The organism is Marinobacter santoriniensis NKSG1 (genome assembly GCF_000347775.1).
In the GTDB taxonomy this organism is placed as follows: Bacteria; Pseudomonadota; Gammaproteobacteria; order Pseudomonadales; family Oleiphilaceae; genus Marinobacter; species Marinobacter santoriniensis.
Genome location: NZ_APAT01000007.1, coordinates 42249 through 59981 on the forward strand (window position 1 = coordinate 42249; position 17733 = coordinate 59981).

General features: G+C 57.8%; 15 protein-coding genes and 1 tRNA gene. 14 read left to right on the top strand and 2 right to left on the bottom strand.

Features of this window, described 5'->3' with window-relative positions; all coding sequences use genetic code 11:
* Positions 1 to 8 precede the first annotated feature (8 nt).
* From recA to MSNKSG1_RS02525, 5 genes are all read left to right on the top strand, one after another.
* Positions 9 to 1055: a recombinase RecA gene (gene recA, locus MSNKSG1_RS02505; protein ID WP_008937664.1), complete on the top strand. Its 1047-nt coding sequence runs from the start codon at positions 9 to 11 to the stop codon at positions 1053 to 1055.
* Between the two features lie 32 nt (positions 1056 to 1087).
* Positions 1088 to 1549: a flavodoxin family protein gene (locus MSNKSG1_RS02510; RefSeq protein WP_008937665.1), complete on the top strand. Its 462-nt coding sequence runs from the start codon at positions 1088 to 1090 to the stop codon at positions 1547 to 1549.
* A 111-nt stretch (positions 1550 to 1660) separates the two neighbouring features.
* Entirely contained in the window at positions 1661 to 4069 is a 2409-nt protein-coding gene (locus tag MSNKSG1_RS02515) for a Lon protease family protein (RefSeq protein WP_040886574.1), read from the top strand.
* 39 nt (positions 4070 to 4108) lie between these two features.
* Complete coding sequence (gene fixJ, locus MSNKSG1_RS02520; RefSeq protein ID WP_008937667.1) at positions 4109 to 4729, top strand: response regulator FixJ; 621 nt, start codon at positions 4109 to 4111, stop codon at positions 4727 to 4729.
* A gap of 50 nt (positions 4730 to 4779) precedes the next feature.
* Positions 4780 to 6354, top strand: a complete 1575-nt coding sequence (locus MSNKSG1_RS02525) for an ATP-binding response regulator (RefSeq protein WP_008937668.1) — start codon at positions 4780 to 4782, stop codon at positions 6352 to 6354.
* On the opposite strand, the gene MSNKSG1_RS02530 is transcribed toward MSNKSG1_RS02525, so the two are convergent.
* Entirely contained in the window at positions 6351 to 7226 is an 876-nt protein-coding gene (locus MSNKSG1_RS02530) for a MaoC/PaaZ C-terminal domain-containing protein (RefSeq protein ID WP_008937669.1), read from the bottom strand. The genes MSNKSG1_RS02525 and MSNKSG1_RS02530 overlap by 4 nt on opposite strands.
* 236 nt (positions 7227 to 7462) lie before the next feature.
* Here MSNKSG1_RS02530 and MSNKSG1_RS02535 point away from each other — a divergent pair, with 236 nt between their 5' ends.
* The gene (locus MSNKSG1_RS02535) at positions 7463 to 8467 is read left to right on the top strand and encodes an AraC family transcriptional regulator (protein ID WP_008937670.1); all 1005 of its coding nucleotides are present in this window, start codon (positions 7463 to 7465) and stop codon (positions 8465 to 8467) included.
* 154 nt (positions 8468 to 8621) lie between these two features.
* Positions 8622 to 8698 (top strand) — tRNA-Asp (locus MSNKSG1_RS02540).
* Between the two features lie 159 nt (positions 8699 to 8857).
* On the opposite strand, the gene MSNKSG1_RS02545 is transcribed toward MSNKSG1_RS02540, so the two are convergent.
* Positions 8858 to 9961: an AraC family transcriptional regulator gene (locus MSNKSG1_RS02545; protein WP_008937671.1), complete on the bottom strand. Its 1104-nt coding sequence runs from the start codon at positions 9959 to 9961 to the stop codon at positions 8858 to 8860.
* A 140-nt stretch (positions 9962 to 10101) separates the two neighbouring features.
* Here MSNKSG1_RS02545 and MSNKSG1_RS02550 point away from each other — a divergent pair, with 140 nt between their 5' ends.
* The 7 genes from MSNKSG1_RS02550 to MSNKSG1_RS02580 all read left to right on the top strand — a co-directional run bounded on the left by MSNKSG1_RS02550 (position 10102) and on the right by MSNKSG1_RS02580 (position 17722).
* The gene (locus MSNKSG1_RS02550) at positions 10102 to 12165 is read left to right on the top strand and encodes an NADPH-dependent 2,4-dienoyl-CoA reductase (protein WP_008937672.1); all 2064 of its coding nucleotides are present in this window, start codon (positions 10102 to 10104) and stop codon (positions 12163 to 12165) included.
* 92 nt (positions 12166 to 12257) lie between these two features.
* Positions 12258 to 13511: a hypothetical protein gene (locus MSNKSG1_RS02555; RefSeq protein WP_008937673.1), complete on the top strand. Its 1254-nt coding sequence runs from the start codon at positions 12258 to 12260 to the stop codon at positions 13509 to 13511.
* Positions 13512 to 13623: 112 nt separating this feature from the next.
* Positions 13624 to 14508, top strand: a complete 885-nt coding sequence (locus MSNKSG1_RS02560; protein ID WP_008937674.1) for an NAD(+) kinase — start codon at positions 13624 to 13626, stop codon at positions 14506 to 14508.
* 2 nt (positions 14509 to 14510) lie between these two features.
* Positions 14511 to 15524 (top strand): metallophosphoesterase, encoded by a 1014-nt coding sequence (locus tag MSNKSG1_RS02565; protein WP_008937675.1) that lies wholly within the window; start codon positions 14511 to 14513, stop codon positions 15522 to 15524.
* Between the two features lie 64 nt (positions 15525 to 15588).
* Positions 15589 to 16428, top strand: a complete 840-nt coding sequence (locus MSNKSG1_RS02570) for a rhomboid family intramembrane serine protease (protein ID WP_227497933.1) — start codon at positions 15589 to 15591, stop codon at positions 16426 to 16428.
* 164 nt (positions 16429 to 16592) lie between these two features.
* The gene (locus tag MSNKSG1_RS02575) at positions 16593 to 16886 is read left to right on the top strand and encodes a YeaC family protein (RefSeq protein WP_008937677.1); all 294 of its coding nucleotides are present in this window, start codon (positions 16593 to 16595) and stop codon (positions 16884 to 16886) included.
* Positions 16883 to 17722 (top strand): DUF2797 domain-containing protein, encoded by an 840-nt coding sequence (locus tag MSNKSG1_RS02580; RefSeq protein ID WP_008937678.1) that lies wholly within the window; start codon positions 16883 to 16885, stop codon positions 17720 to 17722. Before MSNKSG1_RS02575 ends, MSNKSG1_RS02580 begins: the two co-directional genes overlap by 4 nt.
* Positions 17723 to 17733 lie beyond the last annotated feature (11 nt).

Sequence of the window (17733 nt, forward strand, 5' to 3'; positions counted from 1 at the left end):
TTGTACCAATGGAAGACAACCGCAAGAAAGCATTGAGCGCAGCGCTGAGCCAGATCGAGCGCCAGTTCGGCAAGGGTGCCGTGATGAAGATGGGGGATCAGCCCCGCGAAGCCATTCCTGCGGTCTCCACCGGTTCCCTGGGGCTGGACGTTGCCCTGGGTATTGGTGGTCTGCCTTATGGCCGGATCGTCGAAATCTACGGCCCGGAAAGTTCCGGTAAAACCACGTTGACCCTGCAGGTGATTGCCGAAGCCCAGAAGCAGGGTAAAACCTGTGCATTCGTGGACGCCGAGCACGCGCTGGATCCGGTTTACGCCGAGAAGCTGGGCGTCAACGTTGACGATCTTCTGGTCTCCCAGCCGGACACCGGTGAGCAGGCGCTTGAAATCGCCGACATGCTGGTTCGCTCCAACGCCGTGGATGTGATCATTGTCGACTCCGTGGCTGCATTGACGCCGAAAGCGGAGATCGAAGGCGAAATGGGCGACAGCCACGTAGGCCTCCAGGCACGGCTGATGTCCCAGGCGCTGCGCAAGCTGACCGGTAACGTCAAGCATGCCAACTGTCTGATGGTGTTCATCAACCAGATCCGTATGAAGATCGGTGTGATGTTCGGTTCGCCGGAAACAACCACCGGCGGTAATGCGCTGAAATTCTACTCTTCTGTCCGCCTGGACATCCGCCGCATTGGTGCCGTCAAGGAAGGGGACGAAGTGGTGGGTAACGAAACCCGCGTCAAGGTTGTCAAGAACAAGGTTTCTCCGCCGTTCAAGCAGGCAGAGTTCCAGATCATGTACGGCAAGGGCATCTACCACATGGCCGAGGTGCTGGACATGGGCGTGAAGGAAGGTTTTGTGGACAAATCCGGCGCCTGGTACTCGTACAACGGCGACAAGATTGGCCAGGGCAAGGCCAACGCCTGCAAGTTCCTCGAAGAGAATATGGACATCGCCACCGAAATTGAAGCCAAGGTCCGCGACAAGCTGATGCCCAAGCCGGTCAAGAAAGATGCGGCGGCGGCAGAGCCGGCCGAGGCCAATGGAGAATTGCTCTAAGAGTATTTCGGGCTGTGAAGAGGGGAGGTGCGATGAAACGGTTGCTGATTATCGCTCACGCGCCTTCCCCGAATACCCTTCGATTACGGGACGCCGTCTGTGCAGGCGCCCGGCATGACGACATCGAGGCCGTTGAGGTGGTGGTCAAGCCGCCACTGGAGGCTGGTCCTGAAGACGTTCTTGAGTGCGATGCCATTATCCTTGGAACGACCGAGAACCTGGGGTACATGAGTGGTGCCCTGAAGGATTTTTTTGACCGCACCTATTATCCCTGTCTGGAAAAGACCCAGGGATTGCCCTTCACCTATTACGTTCGAGCAGGCCATGATGGCACAGGCACCTGCCGGGCGATTGACTCTATCACCACCGGTCTGCGCTGGCGGCGCGTTCACGAACCGCTCGTCTGTCGTGGCGAGTACCGGGATCACTTCGAAAATGACTGTCGCGAATTGGGGCTTTACGTAGCGGCGAGTCTCGATGCAGGTCTGATCTAGCTGGCAAGTAAAACTTTTGCCAAAACGCGACAGGGCGGCTTGCAGAATCTACAATGGGCGGCCAAAGACTCTTCAATCAATCAGTTATCCGGATTGTTACAGGAACCTACCTTGAAGCCATTGCATCTGCATCAGCTCTACAAAGCCTGCGTTCTGAAAGATCTCCCATTCAAGACCACCAAGCAACTGGAGCCGTTGGCTGAAATTGTCGGTCAGAATCGTGCCCAGGAGGCGGTACGCTTTGCTCTGGCCATGCCGCATGGGGGCTACAACGTCTATGCGGTGGGACGGAATGGTCTGGGGAAGCGCACGATGATGCTCCGCTATCTGGAACATCATGTGGACACGGAACAGCAGAGCCATGACTGGTGCTATGTGGCCAACTTCGAGGAGCCTCGGGTTCCCAGGCTGTTGAAGCTCCCTGCGGGCCTGGGTTCCCAGCTCAAGCAGGATATGGACAAGCTGATGTCACGTCTGGTCAAGGTGATTCCCCAGACGTTCGACAGTGACAGTTTTCTGGAACGATCCGAGCAGCTCAAGAATGAATACGGCAAGAAGCAGGAGGATGAGCTCGAAAAGGTCGCGGTCCAGGCGAAGCGCAAGAAAATCAGCCTGACGGTGACGACGCCGGGCGGGTACCGTCTGGTGGCTATGAACGGAGACGAGCCACACACCGCGGAGACTTTCGAGGCGCTCAGCGAGAAAGAGCGCGATCGCTTTGAAGATGCCATCAACAGGCTGGAGAAGCGTCTGCGCCAGGCGTTGCGCAAAATTGCCGACTGGGAGCAGGAGTACGCCGAGAAACAGCACGCACTGAACCAGGAAACTCTGGCGGGGATTTCCGGTCATCAGCTGGACGAGCTTGTTGAAAAGTACCGGGAGCTGCCGGATGTTGTTGAATATATCAATTCGGTCCGGGCGGATCTGGTGGAAAACCTCGACATTTTCCTGGACGACGGTGAAGAGCAGGTGGCCATCGCCTATGCTTCCCTCGACAAAAAGATGCCCCGCCGGTATCTGATTAACCTGTTGGTACACCAGAAAAGCAACGAAGTGCCGGTGATCGTCGAGGAGAACCCGACTTACCACAACCTGTTCGGATATGTGGAAAACGTGACCTACAAGGGCACCGTGTTCACCGACTTTTCCCTGATTCGTCCGGGTAGCCTGCACAAGGCCAACGGTGGGTATCTTCTGATGGATGCCATCAAGGTTCTCGAGCAGCCGTTCGTATGGGATGGTCTCAAGCGTGCCCTGCGGTCCCGGTCGCTGCAGATCAACTCGTTGGAGCGTGAGATGACCTTGTCCGGAACCATCTCCATCGAACCGGAGGGCGTGCCCCTCGACGTCAAGATCGTCCTGTTTGGAGATCGGGAAACCTGGCTCTTGCTGCAGGAATACGATTCCGAGTTTTCCGAGTTGTTCAGGGTGACGGCGGATTTTGAAAACGAAATGTACCGGACCGATGACAGCCAGCTGCTGTATGCCAAGTTCATCGCCAGTCTGGTCAGCGAGAAGAAACTGCTCCACTGTACCAACAAAGCCGTGGCACGGACCATCGAGCACAGCGCGCGCATGGCGGAGCATCAGGACCGGCTGTCGCTGCATGCGGCGGACATCGCCAACCTGCTTCGGGAGTCCGATTTCTGGGCGCGGCAGGCCAAGGCCCGTTTGATTACCGACATCCATGTTGAGAGGGCACTGGAAAGTGCCCGGTACCGGAGCAGTCGTATACGGGATCAGTTCTACGATTCCATCCGGGACGGGTCGACGCTTGTCTCGACCACCGGCACCTGTGTGGGCCAGGTTAACGCTCTGTCCGTACTATCGACCGGTGGATATGAATTTGGCCTTTCCAATCGAGTGACGGCGACCTGCTATTATGGCGATGGTGGTGTCATGGATATTGAGCGGGATGCCAAGCTGGGCGGCAATATTCACTCCAAGGGCGTGATGATCCTGACGTCCTGGCTGTCGTCAAAGTTCGCCGTCGAAGACCCCATGCACCTCTCTGCCAGCCTCACGTTCGAGCAGAACTATGGTGAAGTCGAGGGAGACAGTGCTTCGCTGGCGGAACTGTGTGCGCTGGTATCGTCTTTGTCCGGTGTGCCCGTTCGCCAGGACCTTGCCATCACGGGTTCGGTCAACCAGTTCGGTGAGGTCCAGCCGATCGGGGGCGTGAACGAAAAAGTGGAGGGATTCTTCGCCACCTGTCAGTTGAAAGGCGGTCTGACAGGTGAGCAGGGCGTTATTGTGCCCGTGACCAATGTTCAGAACCTGATGCTGGACGCGGAAGTGGTCAGCGCTGTCAGGGCCAGACAGTTTTCAGTCTACGCGGTTGCCCACGTTGAAGAGGCGATCAGTCTGTTGCTGGGATTGCCCGCGGGCAAACCGGACAAGCGGGGCAGGTATCCGAAACAGAGCGTTTTTGGCATTATCCAGCAACGGCTTGAACAAATGCGGGAACACGAGCGCCAGGAACACGCCAAGGCTGATCAAAAGGACCCGTCAATTCACTGACCGGAAACGATAAGAAAACGGACAGGAGAGAATACACCCATGACAGATATCCAGCAGACTGTGTACGTAGTTGAGGATGATGAGGCGGTGCGCGATTCCCTCGAGCTGCTGTTGAAATCCGATGGCAAGCCGGTGCAGACCTATGAGAGCGCGAATGCGTTTTTGCGGGATTACTCCGACAAGATGGCCGGCTGTATCGTGCTGGATATCCGGATGCCCGGCATGGACGGGATGGAACTCCAGAAGAAGCTGAACGACAAGCACTCCATCCTGCCCATCATCTTCGTCACCGGGCATGGCGATGTACCCATGGCGGTTGATGCGATGAAGGAAGGGGCCGTCGATTTTATCCAGAAGCCCTACCGTGAAGAGGCGCTCCTCGAAAAAATCGAAGCGGCGCTTGAGCAGGACCTTGAGCAGCGCAAGACGCTGGATGAAAAGCAGGAAATCATTCGTCGTATCAAGAGCCTGACGCCCCGGGAGCATGAAATCATGGACCGGATGATTGCAGGTCAGGCGAACAAGGTCATTGCGATTGAGCTGGAGATCAGCCAGCGCACGGTCGAGATCCATCGTTCCCGGGTCATGCACAAGATGGGAACCCATTCTCTGGCACATCTTGTTCGTATGGTCTTGTCCGTAAAGGACCTTATCGACTAAGCGTGCCTGCGTCGGCATGATGGCGAGACGTTTTTTACCGGCCCGACTCTATGACTGAAACCGTCAGCGAGAATTCCGAGGTGACGGTTCTGTTGGTTGATGACAATCCTCAGAACCTCAAAGTCCTCTATGAAACCCTGAAAGACAAAGGTTATCGCCTTTTGATCGCCAATGAGGGCGAAAAGGCTCTGGACCTTGCCCACCGGCACCAGCCCGAAGTCATTCTGCTGGACATCATGATGCCGGAAATGGACGGCTACGAAGTATGCCAGCGGCTAAAAGACGATCCGCAGACGGCGGATTGCGCTGTTGTATTCCTGTCGGCCCTGGATGATCTCCAGGCAAAGGTGAAAGGCTTCAACCTCGGCGGGGCGGATTACATCTCCAAACCATTCCAGTCCCAGGAAGTGATTGCGCGGGTAAAGACCCACGCCAGGGTCATACGGCTCGAACGCGAGCTGCAGGCGCGCAACCGGGAATTGCAGGGGGATCAGGCCCGGATTCTCAACTCTATCAGCGAGGGCATCTACGGCCTCGACGAGAACGGAATCATCGAGTTTGCCAATCCCGCTGCGGCGCTGATCATGGGAGCGCCCGTTGAAGAGTTGATCGGCCGGGACTTTTTCGAACTGCATTTTGCAACCTGTTCGGACGATCCTGACGGTCTGCCGGTAAAGGCCACCTGTCGACAGGGGGTTGCCGAGAATCAGCGAGATATCCGTCTTCAGCGCCTTGATGGAACCGGATTCCCGGCGGAGTATCGCTCCACGCCAAAACTGGACAACGACGAGTTGCATGGCGCAGTGGTGGTTTTCCGGGATATTACGGCGGAGCTGGAAAACGAGAGGGAACTCCAGGAGGCCCGGGAGCTGGTTCAGGAGCAGCGTGATCAGCTGGCCCACACGTCCCGTCTGACCACGATGGGCGAAATGGCCGCGGGTTTTGCCCATGAGGTGAACCAGCCATTGACCGCCATCACCAACTACGCCCGTGTGGCCAAGCGCATGATGGGCAAAGCGTCCCCGGATCTCCCCCTGTTACAGGAAACGCTGGACAAGATCGAAGCGCAATCCCACCGTGCCAGCGAGATTATTCGCCGGATCCGTCGTTTCATGAAAAAGCCTGCGACCGGTAAGGAAATCCTCTCGGTGGAGGCGCTTCTGGAAGACACCCGCCAGTTTGCCGAAGTGGATATGAGGAACAACGAGGGCGGGATAGATGTTCGGCTCGACGACGACTTGCCGGATGTTCTGGCGGATCCGGTGCAGGTGCAACAGGTGGCCCTGAACCTGATCCGCAACGCCCTCGAGTCCACGCGCTCGGCCGGGGCATCAGAACCGGTACAGGTCAGGGCTTACCTGGCAGGCAGTGCGTGTGTGCGGATCGAGGTTCGCGATCATGGAGTCGGCTTGCCGGATGACGCCGAAGACAAGCTCTTTCATCCCTTTTACACCACCAAGGACGAAGGCATGGGAATCGGGCTGGCCACCTGTCGCTCGCTCATTCAGGCGCAGGGCGGTGAAATCGGTTTTGAGCGCCCTGAAGACGGCGGTGCCCGATTCTTCTTCACGCTCCCGGTATCGGGTGCGGAAGGGGAGCCCTGTCAGCCCCCCGGCACTGATTAAAGCCAGTCAACGCGCCCGGTCAGATGGGGCGCTTCCCCTCTGCTGTTGAGAAGCTGGTAGTCCCAGCCGTTTTGATCAGCCTGCCATTCAAGGATCGCCTCTCCCGGAAGGAAGAACGGTTTCTTGAACTGGCAGCTCACGGTAAAGGCGCCTCCTTTCCAGTCCTCCTGCTGTTCCAGCTCCGCCAGGATTTTTGCCTGGCTCCACATGCCATGGGCAATGGCCCTCGGAAATCCGAATGCCCGGGCCGTGAGTGCATGCAGATGAATCGGGTTGCGGTCGCCAGAGACAGCGCCGTACTGACGTCCGATGGATTCCGGGGCTCTGATCGACAGGGTTTGCGGAAAATGCTGCAGCTCCGAAGCCTGTTTGTGCCCGGACGTCGTGTCTTTGGGTTGTGGCTTGCGAAACAGATTGGTGCTGATTTCCTGCCAGGCCAGGGAGCCGGCCGATCGGGCCTCTGTGATAAGGTCGAACTCGATGCCACGGGCGGTTTCCTGCTGGTTCCCCAGTCGTACGGTCAGATCCAGGGTTTCGCCTGCACCGATAGGACGATGCTGGGTGATGGTGTTTCGGAGATGAACCAGTCCCAGCAAGGGCAGGGGGAAATCCGGCTCTGTCAGCAATTTCAGGTGCAGCGGGAAAGCGAGGATGTGCGGCCATGTGACCGGGACGCTGCTATGCTGGCCGAATCCGCAGACCGACGAGTATTCGGCTAATCGTTCGTTGACCGTGGAAACTCCGAGCAGGCACGCTTCAAGTTCGGGGATGGTTGGTTGCGCATCCGGGGCCATTCGTTTGGGAATCAGGGCCTTGCTGAACAGTGGCAGCAAGGCGGGTGGTCGGTTGCGATAAATCAACGGCGTCGGCATGGTGCAGGTCTCCTTGTCGCCTGATATGCTCTATTATTAACACAGATCGCCTCTGGCCCCTGAATAGAGAGGCTATGCCCGGGATTTTCCGGCTTTTTACACTCTGGTTGAGTCTGGCAAACCCGACTGGCTCGATCATTGGCTTGGCACGCCCCGCTGGTTGTCCGGCGGGTCAAAGTAGTACCCATAACTAAAAAAAGCGGGATCTTATGCAGGAACTTCGTGACGCGGGAGTAATGTTGCGCCTGATTTACGAGGCGATGAAGAAAAAGGGTGTTGATACCGATGCCGTTTTCAGTCGCCTGGGCGTGGATGAGAGCTATGTGTACACCGATCAGCTTCGAACGCCTCACAGCGCCCAGCTGTACTTCTGGCAGGCGCTGGAAGATGTGTCCGGAGACCCGGATATCGGTCTTCACCTCGGGCAGCTGTTGCCCGCCTACAAAGGGCAGGTCCTCGAGTACCTGTTTCTGAGCAGTCCGACCTTCGGAGAGGGGTTGAGGCGCGCCCAGAATTACCAGCGGTTGCTCAGCGATGCGGCCAATACCGATTTCTTTATCGAGGGCGATAACGCCTGCATGGTCCTGGATGCGGCCTGCGACGATGTCCGCCGGCTCAAGCATTTCAACGAATGCTTCGCGTTAGGGCTGATCACGTTTTTCCGCTCCATCACCGATGGTCAGTTCTATCCCTCGCGCGTAGAGTTCGAACACAGCCGGGAACAGGGGCAGGAGCACGTCGCCGAGGTATTTGGCTGCGAGGTTGTGTTTGGTGCGGAGGAGAATCGCCTCTATTTCCCCGTCAGCCTGTTGCAGCATACTTCTCCGCACGCCGAACCGGAGTTGCTGGATCTGCATGAGCGGTTCGCCAGCGAGCAGGTGGCCCGGTTGGAGAAAAAAGACATCGTCGGGCAGGTGGAGCGTATTGTTGCCGAACTGCTGGATAGCGGTGAGGTGACGCTGGATGCGGTGGCCGGACGGCTCGGTATCAAGCCCCGAACCCTCCGTACCCGATTGACCGAGGCCGAAACCAGTTTCAATCAGGTGTTGGCCGAATTCCGCTATCGCCTGGCCCGGCAGCTCCTGGCGACAACGGACGAGTCGATTGATGAAATTGTCTATCTGACCGGCTTTTCGGAACCGAGTACGTTTTACCGTGCTTTCAAACGCTGGTCCGGAATGACGCCGATCGAATATCGTCGGACTGCCCAGGGCAAAGACGCCATGGTGGATGCCATGTAAAAAGTTTTCCGTTTTTTTCGGAAAACCGTTGACATGTTTCAGGGCGTCTTTATAATGCGCCCTCGTTGTCACCGAGCAGTCACACCCCTGACGGCTAAGCCTTTAACAGATCTGGTTTTTGATCGATGTTGGAGAGCACGGTGGTGACCCACGCGGAGCGGTAGTTCAGCTGGTTAGAATACCGGCCTGTCACGCCGGGGGTCGCGGGTTCGAGTCCCGTCCGCTCCGCCATTTTCCTTCCCTTGTTTTCATTCTGCTTCTTCCGTAATTGACTCCAAACTGTCATAAAGACGTTTTATTTTGTCTCTCAAAAGTGTCATTCGAGAGACGGTTGATGTCTGAATACGAAGAAGAACTTCTTGAAATCTGTTTTGACGAACTTGCTGACGATCAGGACTTTGTCGACGACGCCACAGAGCTCTGAATCTGTTCAGGCGGCAGGTTGTTATTTACTGCCTGGCGGAGTTGTTTACGTCTTTCGCCGGGACTGATTCCAAACCAGCGCTGGTACGCCTTGTGAAAAGCCGGCGGGTTGGCAAACCCCAGCAGCCAGGCGATTTCCGACAGGGAGCTGTCGGTTTCCCGCAGATAATCCTCGGCCAGCTGCTGGCGGGTCTTGTCCAGTAATTGCCGGAAGCCGGTGCCCTCTGATGCCAGGTGCCGTTGCAAGGTCCAGGGTGTCATACCCAGGCGTGCGGCGACCCTTTCCAGCGACGGCGTTTCTCCCCTAAACATGGGCGTCATCAGATGGCGCACCCGATCTGACATCTGCCAGCCGCGGCGGATGTTTTCGAGTTCCTGTTCGCACAGTCTGCCCAGCTGTTCATGCATGGCAGGATGGGCCTGGTTGCTTGGCTGGCGCCAGGCACTTTCCTTGAAGGTCAGGCTGTTGCCGCCTGCTCCGAACTCGACCGGGCATCGGAACCAGCTTTCAAACAGATCGTCCAGTCCATTGGACCGGTATTCGATGGAAACCTTTTCGAGAAGGTCGTACCGGCCGGTCAGTGTTCGGGCAAACTGGGTCCATGCAGCCAACACCGAGTCCACCACGAAGTAGTTGTATGGGTTATAAGGGCGTATGGAGTAAAAATGGACGGTGCGACGCTCTGGCTCGATGGACGGGCGACCGCGGCTGTTCTGGCTGGTCAGCAGCGAGTAGCGGATCAGTGTCCTCAGGGCCTGGCTCACAGTCGGGGCGGTCTCGGCTGCGATCCCCGCAAGGCCGGCATCCACTGGTCGGCTGAGTGCACCCATGCGCAACCCCAGCGCGGGGTTTCCCGAATCCCGGATAGCGGCGTGTCCCATGCGCATGAACCGGGGTATGCTGATTCTTGCTTCGGGTGAGGCAAGCCCGGTTTCGTCCAGACCGAACTGCAGTGCCAGCCCCCGGGCATCGGCCCCTTCTTCCTCGGCGGCCCGCAGTAGCACGGATACGTAGAGCATGCTGATGTCGCCAAGGGCGTTCCGGTGAGTGGCGTCCTGGTTTCGTGGCATTCGATCTCAACTTTATCAGTGATGTTATTACAGGATAACAGAAAGTCGTTTTTGGATATTGAGCGGCGCCTGATCGCCCGTTAAGTTGTCTCCCATACCGAAAGGGGCGTGTCGTCGCCCGAACCGATGAGGAGATCAACATGACCGCTACACCGGGTGTAGAGAAGTATCCCCACCTCCTGGAACCGCTGGACCTCGGTTTCACGAAACTCCGTAACCGCACGCTGATGGGCTCCATGCATACGGGGCTGGAAGAAGCCAAGAACGGCTTCAACCGTCTGGCCGAGTTCTATGCGGAGCGCGCCCGGGGCGGCGCCGGACTCATCGTAACGGGCGGCATCGGTCCGAATGAGGAAGGCGCGGTCTTCCAGCATGCCGCGAAAATGAATACGGAGGAGGAATCTGATCGGCACAAGGTGATCACGGAGGCCGTTCACGAGGCCAACGGCAAGATCTGTATGCAGATCCTGCATGCCGGTCGCTATGCCTACTCTCCGACGCTGGTGGCGCCGTCAGCCATTCAGGCGCCGATCAACCCCTTCAAGCCCAGGGAGCTGGACGAGGAAGGCATCCAGAAGCAGATTGATGACTATGTGAACTGTGCCGCCCTTGCCCAGCGAGCGGGCTACGATGGCGTAGAGATCATGGGTTCCGAGGGCTACTTCATCAACCAGTTCATCGTGACGCACACCAACCAGCGCACGGACCGCTGGGGCGGAAGCTACGAGAATCGCATTCGCCTGCCCATCGAGATCGTGCGTCGGGTACGGGAGCGTGTCGGTGAAAACTTCATCATTGTCTACCGTCTGTCCATGCTCGACCTGATCGAGGATGGCAGCACCTGGGATGAAGTTGTGCTGCTGGCCAAGGAGATCGAGAAGGCCGGAGCCACCATCATCAATACCGGTATCGGCTGGCACGAGGCACGGGTGCCCACCATCGCAACCTCGGTACCCCGCGGCGCGTTTACCAAGGTGACGGCCCGTCTCAAGGGCGAGGTCTCCATACCGCTGGTGACCACCAACCGGATTAACATGCCCGATGTTGCGGAGCAGGTTCTGGCAGAGGGCGATGCCGACATGGTGTCCATGGCACGGCCGTTCCTGGCCGATGCGGAGCTGGTGCTGAAAGCCGCGGAGGATCGTGCCGACGAAATCAACACCTGTATCGGGTGTAACCAGGCCTGCCTGGATCATACCTTCAGCGGCAAACTGACGTCCTGTCTGGTCAACCCGAGGGCCTGTCACGAGACCGAGCTGACCTATGTGAAGACCGCGGCGCCCAAGTCCATTGCTGTCGTTGGTGCCGGGCCGGCAGGCCTGGCATTCGCATCGGTTGCGGCGGAGCGTGGCCACCAGGTCACTCTGTTTGATGCCGGCAGCGAGCTCGGTGGGCAGTTCAATGTGGCCAAGCGGATTCCGGGGAAAGAAGAATTCTACGAAACCCTCCGTTACTACCGGGTGATGCTTGAGAAGCACGGCGTGGATATCCGGCTGAACACCCGGGTCAGCGCGGACGATCTCAAGGCTGGTGGCTTTGACGAAGTTGTTCTGGCAACCGGTGTCGAGCCCCGGACTCCCGACATCGATGGCATTGATCATCCCAAGGTGATCGGCTATCTGGATGCGCTGCTTGAGCGCAAGCCAGTCGGTCAGAAGGTGGCCGTGATCGGCGCCGGCGGGATTGGCTTTGACGTCTCGGAGTTTATCGTTCACAAGGGCAAGTCGGCGTCGCTGGATACCGGTGAGTTCATGAAGGAGTGGGGCGTTGACCTGAGTGTCGAGCACCGGGGCGGAATCCAGGGTGTCGAAGCCGATGTCCCCGAGCCGGCCCGTCAGGTTTATCTGCTCCAGCGCAAAGCCTCCAAAGTGGGCAAAAACCTGGGCAAGACCACCGGCTGGATCCACAGGACTTCCCTGAAGAATCGACACGTGCAGATGGTGCCGGGCGTCACTTACCGGAAGATCGATGACGAAGGCCTGCACATCACTGTCACGCCGAAGGGTGCCGAGCAGGGCGAGGATCGGGTTCTGGACGTTGATACCATCATCATCTGTGCTGGCCAGGAACCGCTCCGTGAGTTGCAGCAGGGCGTTGAGGCGGCTGGCATGCCGGTCCACCTGATTGGCGGGGCCGACGTTGCGGCAGAACTGGACGCCAAGCGGGCGATTAACCAGGGCAGCCGTCTGGCGGCGGAAATCTGATCACAAAACGTTGCAGTTTTCCGCTGTCCATCGGGGATTGTCTGGCTAGACTATTGTAAAGCTAGGCAATCCCTGACCCCGGAGTTTAACGAATGGCATCTGCCGCACCGGCACCCGACGGCTACTCAGCCGTATTTTTTATGGAAGGAGGAAGCGTCGCCCGACAGATGCGGGCTTCGGAGTTTGGTGCTTTCCTGGATGGTTACGTCGGACTGTCGGATCTTGCCGAGACAGACGTCCGCGCTGTTCTTGTGGATCTCGGAACGGATCTGCTGGTGCGCTCGTTGGTGTTCTTCCGTATCTGGTTCGATGAAGAGGGCCGGGCGGATACCAACTGGAATATCCCCATCGAAGAGCTGGCGAAGCGCGGCGCAAAGGGCCCGGATATGGGAGCGGGACCCATTCGCCTGGTCTGCCGGAGCCAATGCCCCGACCCAAAGTTGGTCCAGGAACTCTGGGATCCCGACATGACGCCGGGCAACAATCACTTCCAGGCCATCCGTAAAGCCGTCGACGCCAATACCCTCAAGTTCAGGAAAGTCGAGCCGGTTGAGGAAGATATCCCGGTTCTGAATGCCGCTCCGGCCCCTGAGTCCCGGGCACCCGAGGGGGTGCCGGACGGAGAGGGCCGGGATCGTGCCCGCCTGGCCCAGTTGATCCGGGAGCAGCGCCTTCGTATAAAAACACTGCAAAGCGTCCATCGGGATGCCATGTCAGACATCCAGCGGGAGCACCGGCTGGAAATGCAGGCCCTGCGCGGCGAGCTCAACGAACTCGAGCAGAAATATGAGCGCCAGCGTCTCAGTAATGAACAGCTCAAGAAGCGGCTTGCTGAGCGGAATGAACAATACCTGTCGATGCAGGAGCGTCTGGAGGGGGTAGACGGTGAGCGTGCCAGAAACGACGCCAATGCCGACGCGGAACTGGTGCTTCTGAGAGAGCAGCTCGATCGACGTCAACGTGAGCTTGAATTGCGGGACGAGCGGATTGTGGCTCTGGAACAGGAGAACCACGAGCTCCAGCATGTCGAGCCGACCGAGAACTCCATTCTGGAGCACCTGCAGAAGCAATCGGTCTTTCTGGTGGCGTATCACCCGGGGCTGGGCCATGTCACGCTGCCGTACGATGACATCGAAAGCTACTTCAAAAACCCCGTGGCGTATGCGGCAGAGCGTTGCGGTGTCAATGAGCCGGCCTACCGGGAATGGCTGGATCATTACGAGAATCCGGTGTGCCGTCACCAGGACAGCGACGGCAATGTGTGCGAAGAACCAATCATGAGGGTCAGTCAGCCGTCGGAATTCAGACCGGGTAAAGACGATCGATGCGAAAAGCATCAAGCCTGATCCTGCCAAGCTTTTTTCAGAATCCCGCCGAGTTTCGTTACACTGTACGCCATCGTTACAGGGGGTCAGACCTTGCCTGCCTCTGTTGCATCCCGTGAATACAGGAAACCTCATGGATCAATTCAGGAATATCGGCGTCATTGGGCGAATGGGCAGCGTCAAGGTGGTGGAAACCCTGCGCCAGCTCAAGCAATACCTTCTTGCCCAAAACTACCAGGTCATTCTCGAAGAGGATACGGCGGGCATGATCCCGGGTCACGGCTTGCAGGTGGCCAGCAAGAAACTGCTGGGAGAAATCTGTGACCTCGTTATTGTAGTTGGTGGCGATGGCAGCCTGTTGGGCGCTGCCCGCGAACTGGCCAAGTCCAAGATTCCATTGTTGGGTGTCAATCGCGGCCGTCTGGGCTTTCTCACGGATATTTCACCCTCGGACCTGGAGGAGCGCCTCGGAAAGGTCCTGGAAGGCGAGTACATCGAAGAAACCCGCTTTCTGCTGGATGGCCACGTCGAGCGTAATGGTCAGCCCCTGGGGTTTGGCAGTGCCCTCAACGACGTGGTGCTTCACCCGGGCAAATCCACCCGGATGATCGGCTTCGATCTCTTCATCGACGGCCATTTTGTGTACAGCCAGCGTTCTGATGGTCTGATCGTGTCAACGCCGACCGGCTCGACGGCCTATTCGTTGTCTGCCGGCGGTCCGATCATGCATCCCAAACTGGATGCCATCGTGCTGGTCCCCATGTTTCCGCATACCCTCAGCAGCCGGCCGATCGTGGTGGACGGGAAAAGCGAGATCAAGCTGGTGATTGGCGAAACCAACGAGACCTATCCCCAGATCAGTTTTGACGGGCAGATGAACATTTCCTGCGCGCCGGGCGACATCATTCGCATCATTAAAAAGCCCTTCAAGATCCGGCTCATTCATCCGACGGACCACAATTTCTATGCCACCTGCCGCGACAAGCTTGGCTGGGCAAGTGAGATCGCAGCGAGTTAACCATGGCAGGACAACGACCCGCCGCACAACGCGGCTTCGACATCATCGGGGATATCCACGGCTGTGCGCATACCCTGGAGCGTCTGCTCGATCGAATGGGCTACCGCAAGGTCAATGGCGTCTATCGGCACCCATCCAGGCAGGCCATCTTTATTGGCGACATCATTGACCGCGGACCACGGATCCGGGAGGCGCTTCACCTCGTGCGGGACATGGTCGAGCATGGCTCCGCGCGCATTGTGATGGGCAACCACGAGTACAATGCACTGGGTTATTGTACCCGGGCACGGGCTGGCAGCGGTAAGACCTGGTTGCGGGAACATACCCCCCGGCACAACCGTCTGATCAAGGAAACCCTGGAACAGTTTGACGCGTATCCCCATGAGTGGAACGAGTTTCTGGAGTGGTTCTACACGATTCCCCTGTTCATCGAGGACGAGGATTTCCGGGTGGTTCATGCGTGTTGGGATGGCGACCTGATCGAGAAATTCAAGGCGTTGCAGGGCGGACCGTATATTGATGACGATTTTCTCCACGCGTCCGCCGCGATCGAATCGTTTGCCGGGCAGGTAATGGACACCCTGCTGCGGGGAACCGATCTCCGGCTTCCCGAGGGAATGTCAATTACCGGTCGCGATGGCTATGTGCGGGAGTTTTTCAGGACCAAATTCTGGGCCGACAACCCGCGTACCTATGCCGATGTGGTGTTCCAGCCCGATCCGCTGCCGCCCGAAGTGGCCAGCCAGGTTCTGACCGATCGGGAACGGGCGCAGCTGATCAGCTATCCGATCGATGCCCCGCCGGTGTTTGTCGGACATTACTGGATGGAAGGCGAGCCTGCTCCGTTGAAATCCAACGTTGCCTGCATCGATTTCAGTGCCGTCAAGTACGGACGCCTGGTGGCCTATCGGTTCGACGGCGAGAAGGCACTTTCGCCGGACAAATTTGTCTGGGTAGAAGTAGAGCGCCCGGAGGCCCCGGACTATCCGACCAGCGAGGACAGTGTCGCACGCTAGCCGGAGGGCTTCCCTTCAGTCCACGTCCTATCAGTGAGGTTAACTCTTGTATCGGATAAAGCAGTTGGATTCCTCTGTGAACCTGGCCGAGTTCAGCCGCTGGCTGAAAGATCAGGGGGTCAGTCATCGTATTACCGAGGAAGGTGGTCAGCAGGTACTCTGGCTGGAAAATCCGGATCACGCGCAACCGGTGCTCGCTGCACTGGAACGATTTCTGGCTGAGCCCGAGGTAAGGAAGGCCGTCGAAGAGCGCAACCGTTCACCGGTTTTTGTGGCCGGTCGCTGGCAACCTTCTCCACGGCATGCCCCCATGATTCTGGGGGTGATCATTTTTGCGGTGGTCATGGTGTTGTTGACCGACATGGGGTCAAACCCGTTGTCGGCCTCGCTGTTGATCATTGACCCCCGGGTGTATGACTGGACGAGCTTTGATGGCCGGCTTCAGGCGCTGCTGCAAACCCTGGCAAGTGGTCAGATATGGCGGGTGATCACCCCGGATTTCCTGCATTTCAGCTGGACACATATTGTGTTCAACTCAGTAATGCTGTGGTTTCTCGGTAGCCAGATTGAATGGTTTGATGGACGGGGCCGGCTCGCCATTCTGTTCTTGGTGACCAGTGTGCTGTCCAACGGGCTGCAGTTTTTCGTGTCGGGTCCGCTTTTTGGCGGTCTTTCCGGCGTGGTTTACGGGATGTTGGGTTATTGCTGGCTCGGACAGCAACGAGCGCCACGATTCCAGTTTCCTCCGGCACTGGTGACCTTCGCCGTCATCTGGATGGTGCTCGGTTTTACGCCGTTGACTGAAATGCTGGGATTGGGTCGGATGGCCAACGAGGCTCACCTGGGGGGCTTTGTCGCCGGATTGCTCTGTGCCCTGTTGTTACCCGTAAGAAAGAGACAGTGAAAAAAGACCCCGCCTGGGGCGGGGTTTAAAGAGAGCGTTCAGCTCCTGATGAGAGAGACCAAATGATACGACCGTCGTCATTTGGTGTGCTAATGATAATCATTATCGTTTGCGTATGTCAAACGATTCCGTTAATTTTCTTTGAATGAGTTCAGGAGAGCGGAATGACTTACGAGCAGCTTATTGAACGGTTGGATCCGGCCGTCTACCGGAATCTCCGTCAGGCCATTGAGCTTGGCAAGTGGCCGGACGGCCGAAAAATGACCGCTGAGCAGCGTGAAATCAGCCTTGAGGCGGTCATCTACTATGAGAACCGGCATAACATCCCCGAGGAAGAGCGTGTCGGCTACCTGGACAGGGGAGCCAAAGCCGGTACGGCTTGCGATCCCTCGGTGCAGTTCCGTCAGGGTGATCGGCCGGAGGTTGATCCCGAGCAGTTTGTCGAGGTCAAGTCTTGACCGGCGGCATCGATGTCACCGGCCGTCTGCGCAAGATGCCGGCAGAAGCAGGGGATCCGGTCACCTATACGATCGCCGTCGGTGATGATCGCATTCCCCTCAACGAACTGATCGGACGTCCGCTTCAGATCGATTTTGATGGCGTGATCCGTTGCATACACTGCGACCGGACAACGAAAAAGAGCTTTAATCAGGGATATTGTTACCCCTGTTTCCGGAAGCTGGCGGCCTGTGACAGTTGCATCATGAGCCCTGAAAAGTGCCACTATCATCTTGGGACCTGCCGCGAGCCTGAGTGGGGCGAAACGCACTGCATGGTGGAGCATGTCGTGTATCTCGCGAACTCCTCCGGGCTCAAGGTCGGTATCACCCGTGCAACCCAGGTCCCGACGCGCTGGATCGATCAGGGTGCGGTTGAGGCCATTCCGTTGCTGAGAGTGAAAACGCGCTATATTGCCGGCCTGGTCGAGGTGGCCTGCAAGCAGCATGTGGCGGACCGGACCAACTGGCGGGCCATGCTCAAGGGTGATGTCCCGGAGCTGGATCTGGTCGCCGAAAAACAGAGGATGCTGGAGGTTATCGCTCCGGACATTGAGACCATCTGCGAGAACCAGGGTAACGATGCGGTCTGGCAGGTGGACGAGGATGGACTGGGTCTCAGCTATCCGGTCAGCGTCTGGCCCGAGAAGATCAAAACCCATAATCTGGACAAAGAGCCGCACGTGGACGGCGTGTTGGAGGGCATCAAGGGTCAGTACCTGATTCTTGATACCGGAGTGATCAATATCCGGAAGTTCACCGGGTATGAGGTTCGCTTCCGCGTGGATGCCCGCTGAACCGAATTTTT

Bases quoted from the DNA above. Each gene is read 5' to 3' on its own strand.
- recA (WP_008937664.1), top strand. From the start codon at position 9: ATGGAAGACAACCGCAAGAAAGCATTGAGCGCAGCGCTGAGCCAGATC.
- MSNKSG1_RS02510 (WP_008937665.1), top strand. From the start codon at position 1,088: ATGAAACGGTTGCTGATTATCGCTCACGCGCCTTCCCCGAATACCCTT.
- fixJ (WP_008937667.1), top strand. From the start codon at position 4,109: ATGACAGATATCCAGCAGACTGTGTACGTAGTTGAGGATGATGAGGCG.
- MSNKSG1_RS02525 (WP_008937668.1), top strand. From the start codon at position 4,780: ATGACTGAAACCGTCAGCGAGAATTCCGAGGTGACGGTTCTGTTGGTT.
- MSNKSG1_RS02530 (WP_008937669.1), bottom strand. From the start codon at position 7,226: ATGCCGACGCCGTTGATTTATCGCAACCGACCACCCGCCTTGCTGCCA.
- MSNKSG1_RS02535 (WP_008937670.1), top strand. From the start codon at position 7,463: ATGTTGCGCCTGATTTACGAGGCGATGAAGAAAAAGGGTGTTGATACC.
- MSNKSG1_RS02545 (WP_008937671.1), bottom strand. From the start codon at position 9,961: ATGCCACGAAACCAGGACGCCACTCACCGGAACGCCCTTGGCGACATC.
- MSNKSG1_RS02550 (WP_008937672.1), top strand. From the start codon at position 10,102: ATGACCGCTACACCGGGTGTAGAGAAGTATCCCCACCTCCTGGAACCG.
- MSNKSG1_RS02555 (WP_008937673.1), top strand. From the start codon at position 12,258: ATGGCATCTGCCGCACCGGCACCCGACGGCTACTCAGCCGTATTTTTT.
- MSNKSG1_RS02560 (WP_008937674.1), top strand. From the start codon at position 13,624: ATGGATCAATTCAGGAATATCGGCGTCATTGGGCGAATGGGCAGCGTC.
- MSNKSG1_RS02565 (WP_008937675.1), top strand. From the start codon at position 14,511: ATGGCAGGACAACGACCCGCCGCACAACGCGGCTTCGACATCATCGGG.
- MSNKSG1_RS02575 (WP_008937677.1), top strand. From the start codon at position 16,593: ATGACTTACGAGCAGCTTATTGAACGGTTGGATCCGGCCGTCTACCGG.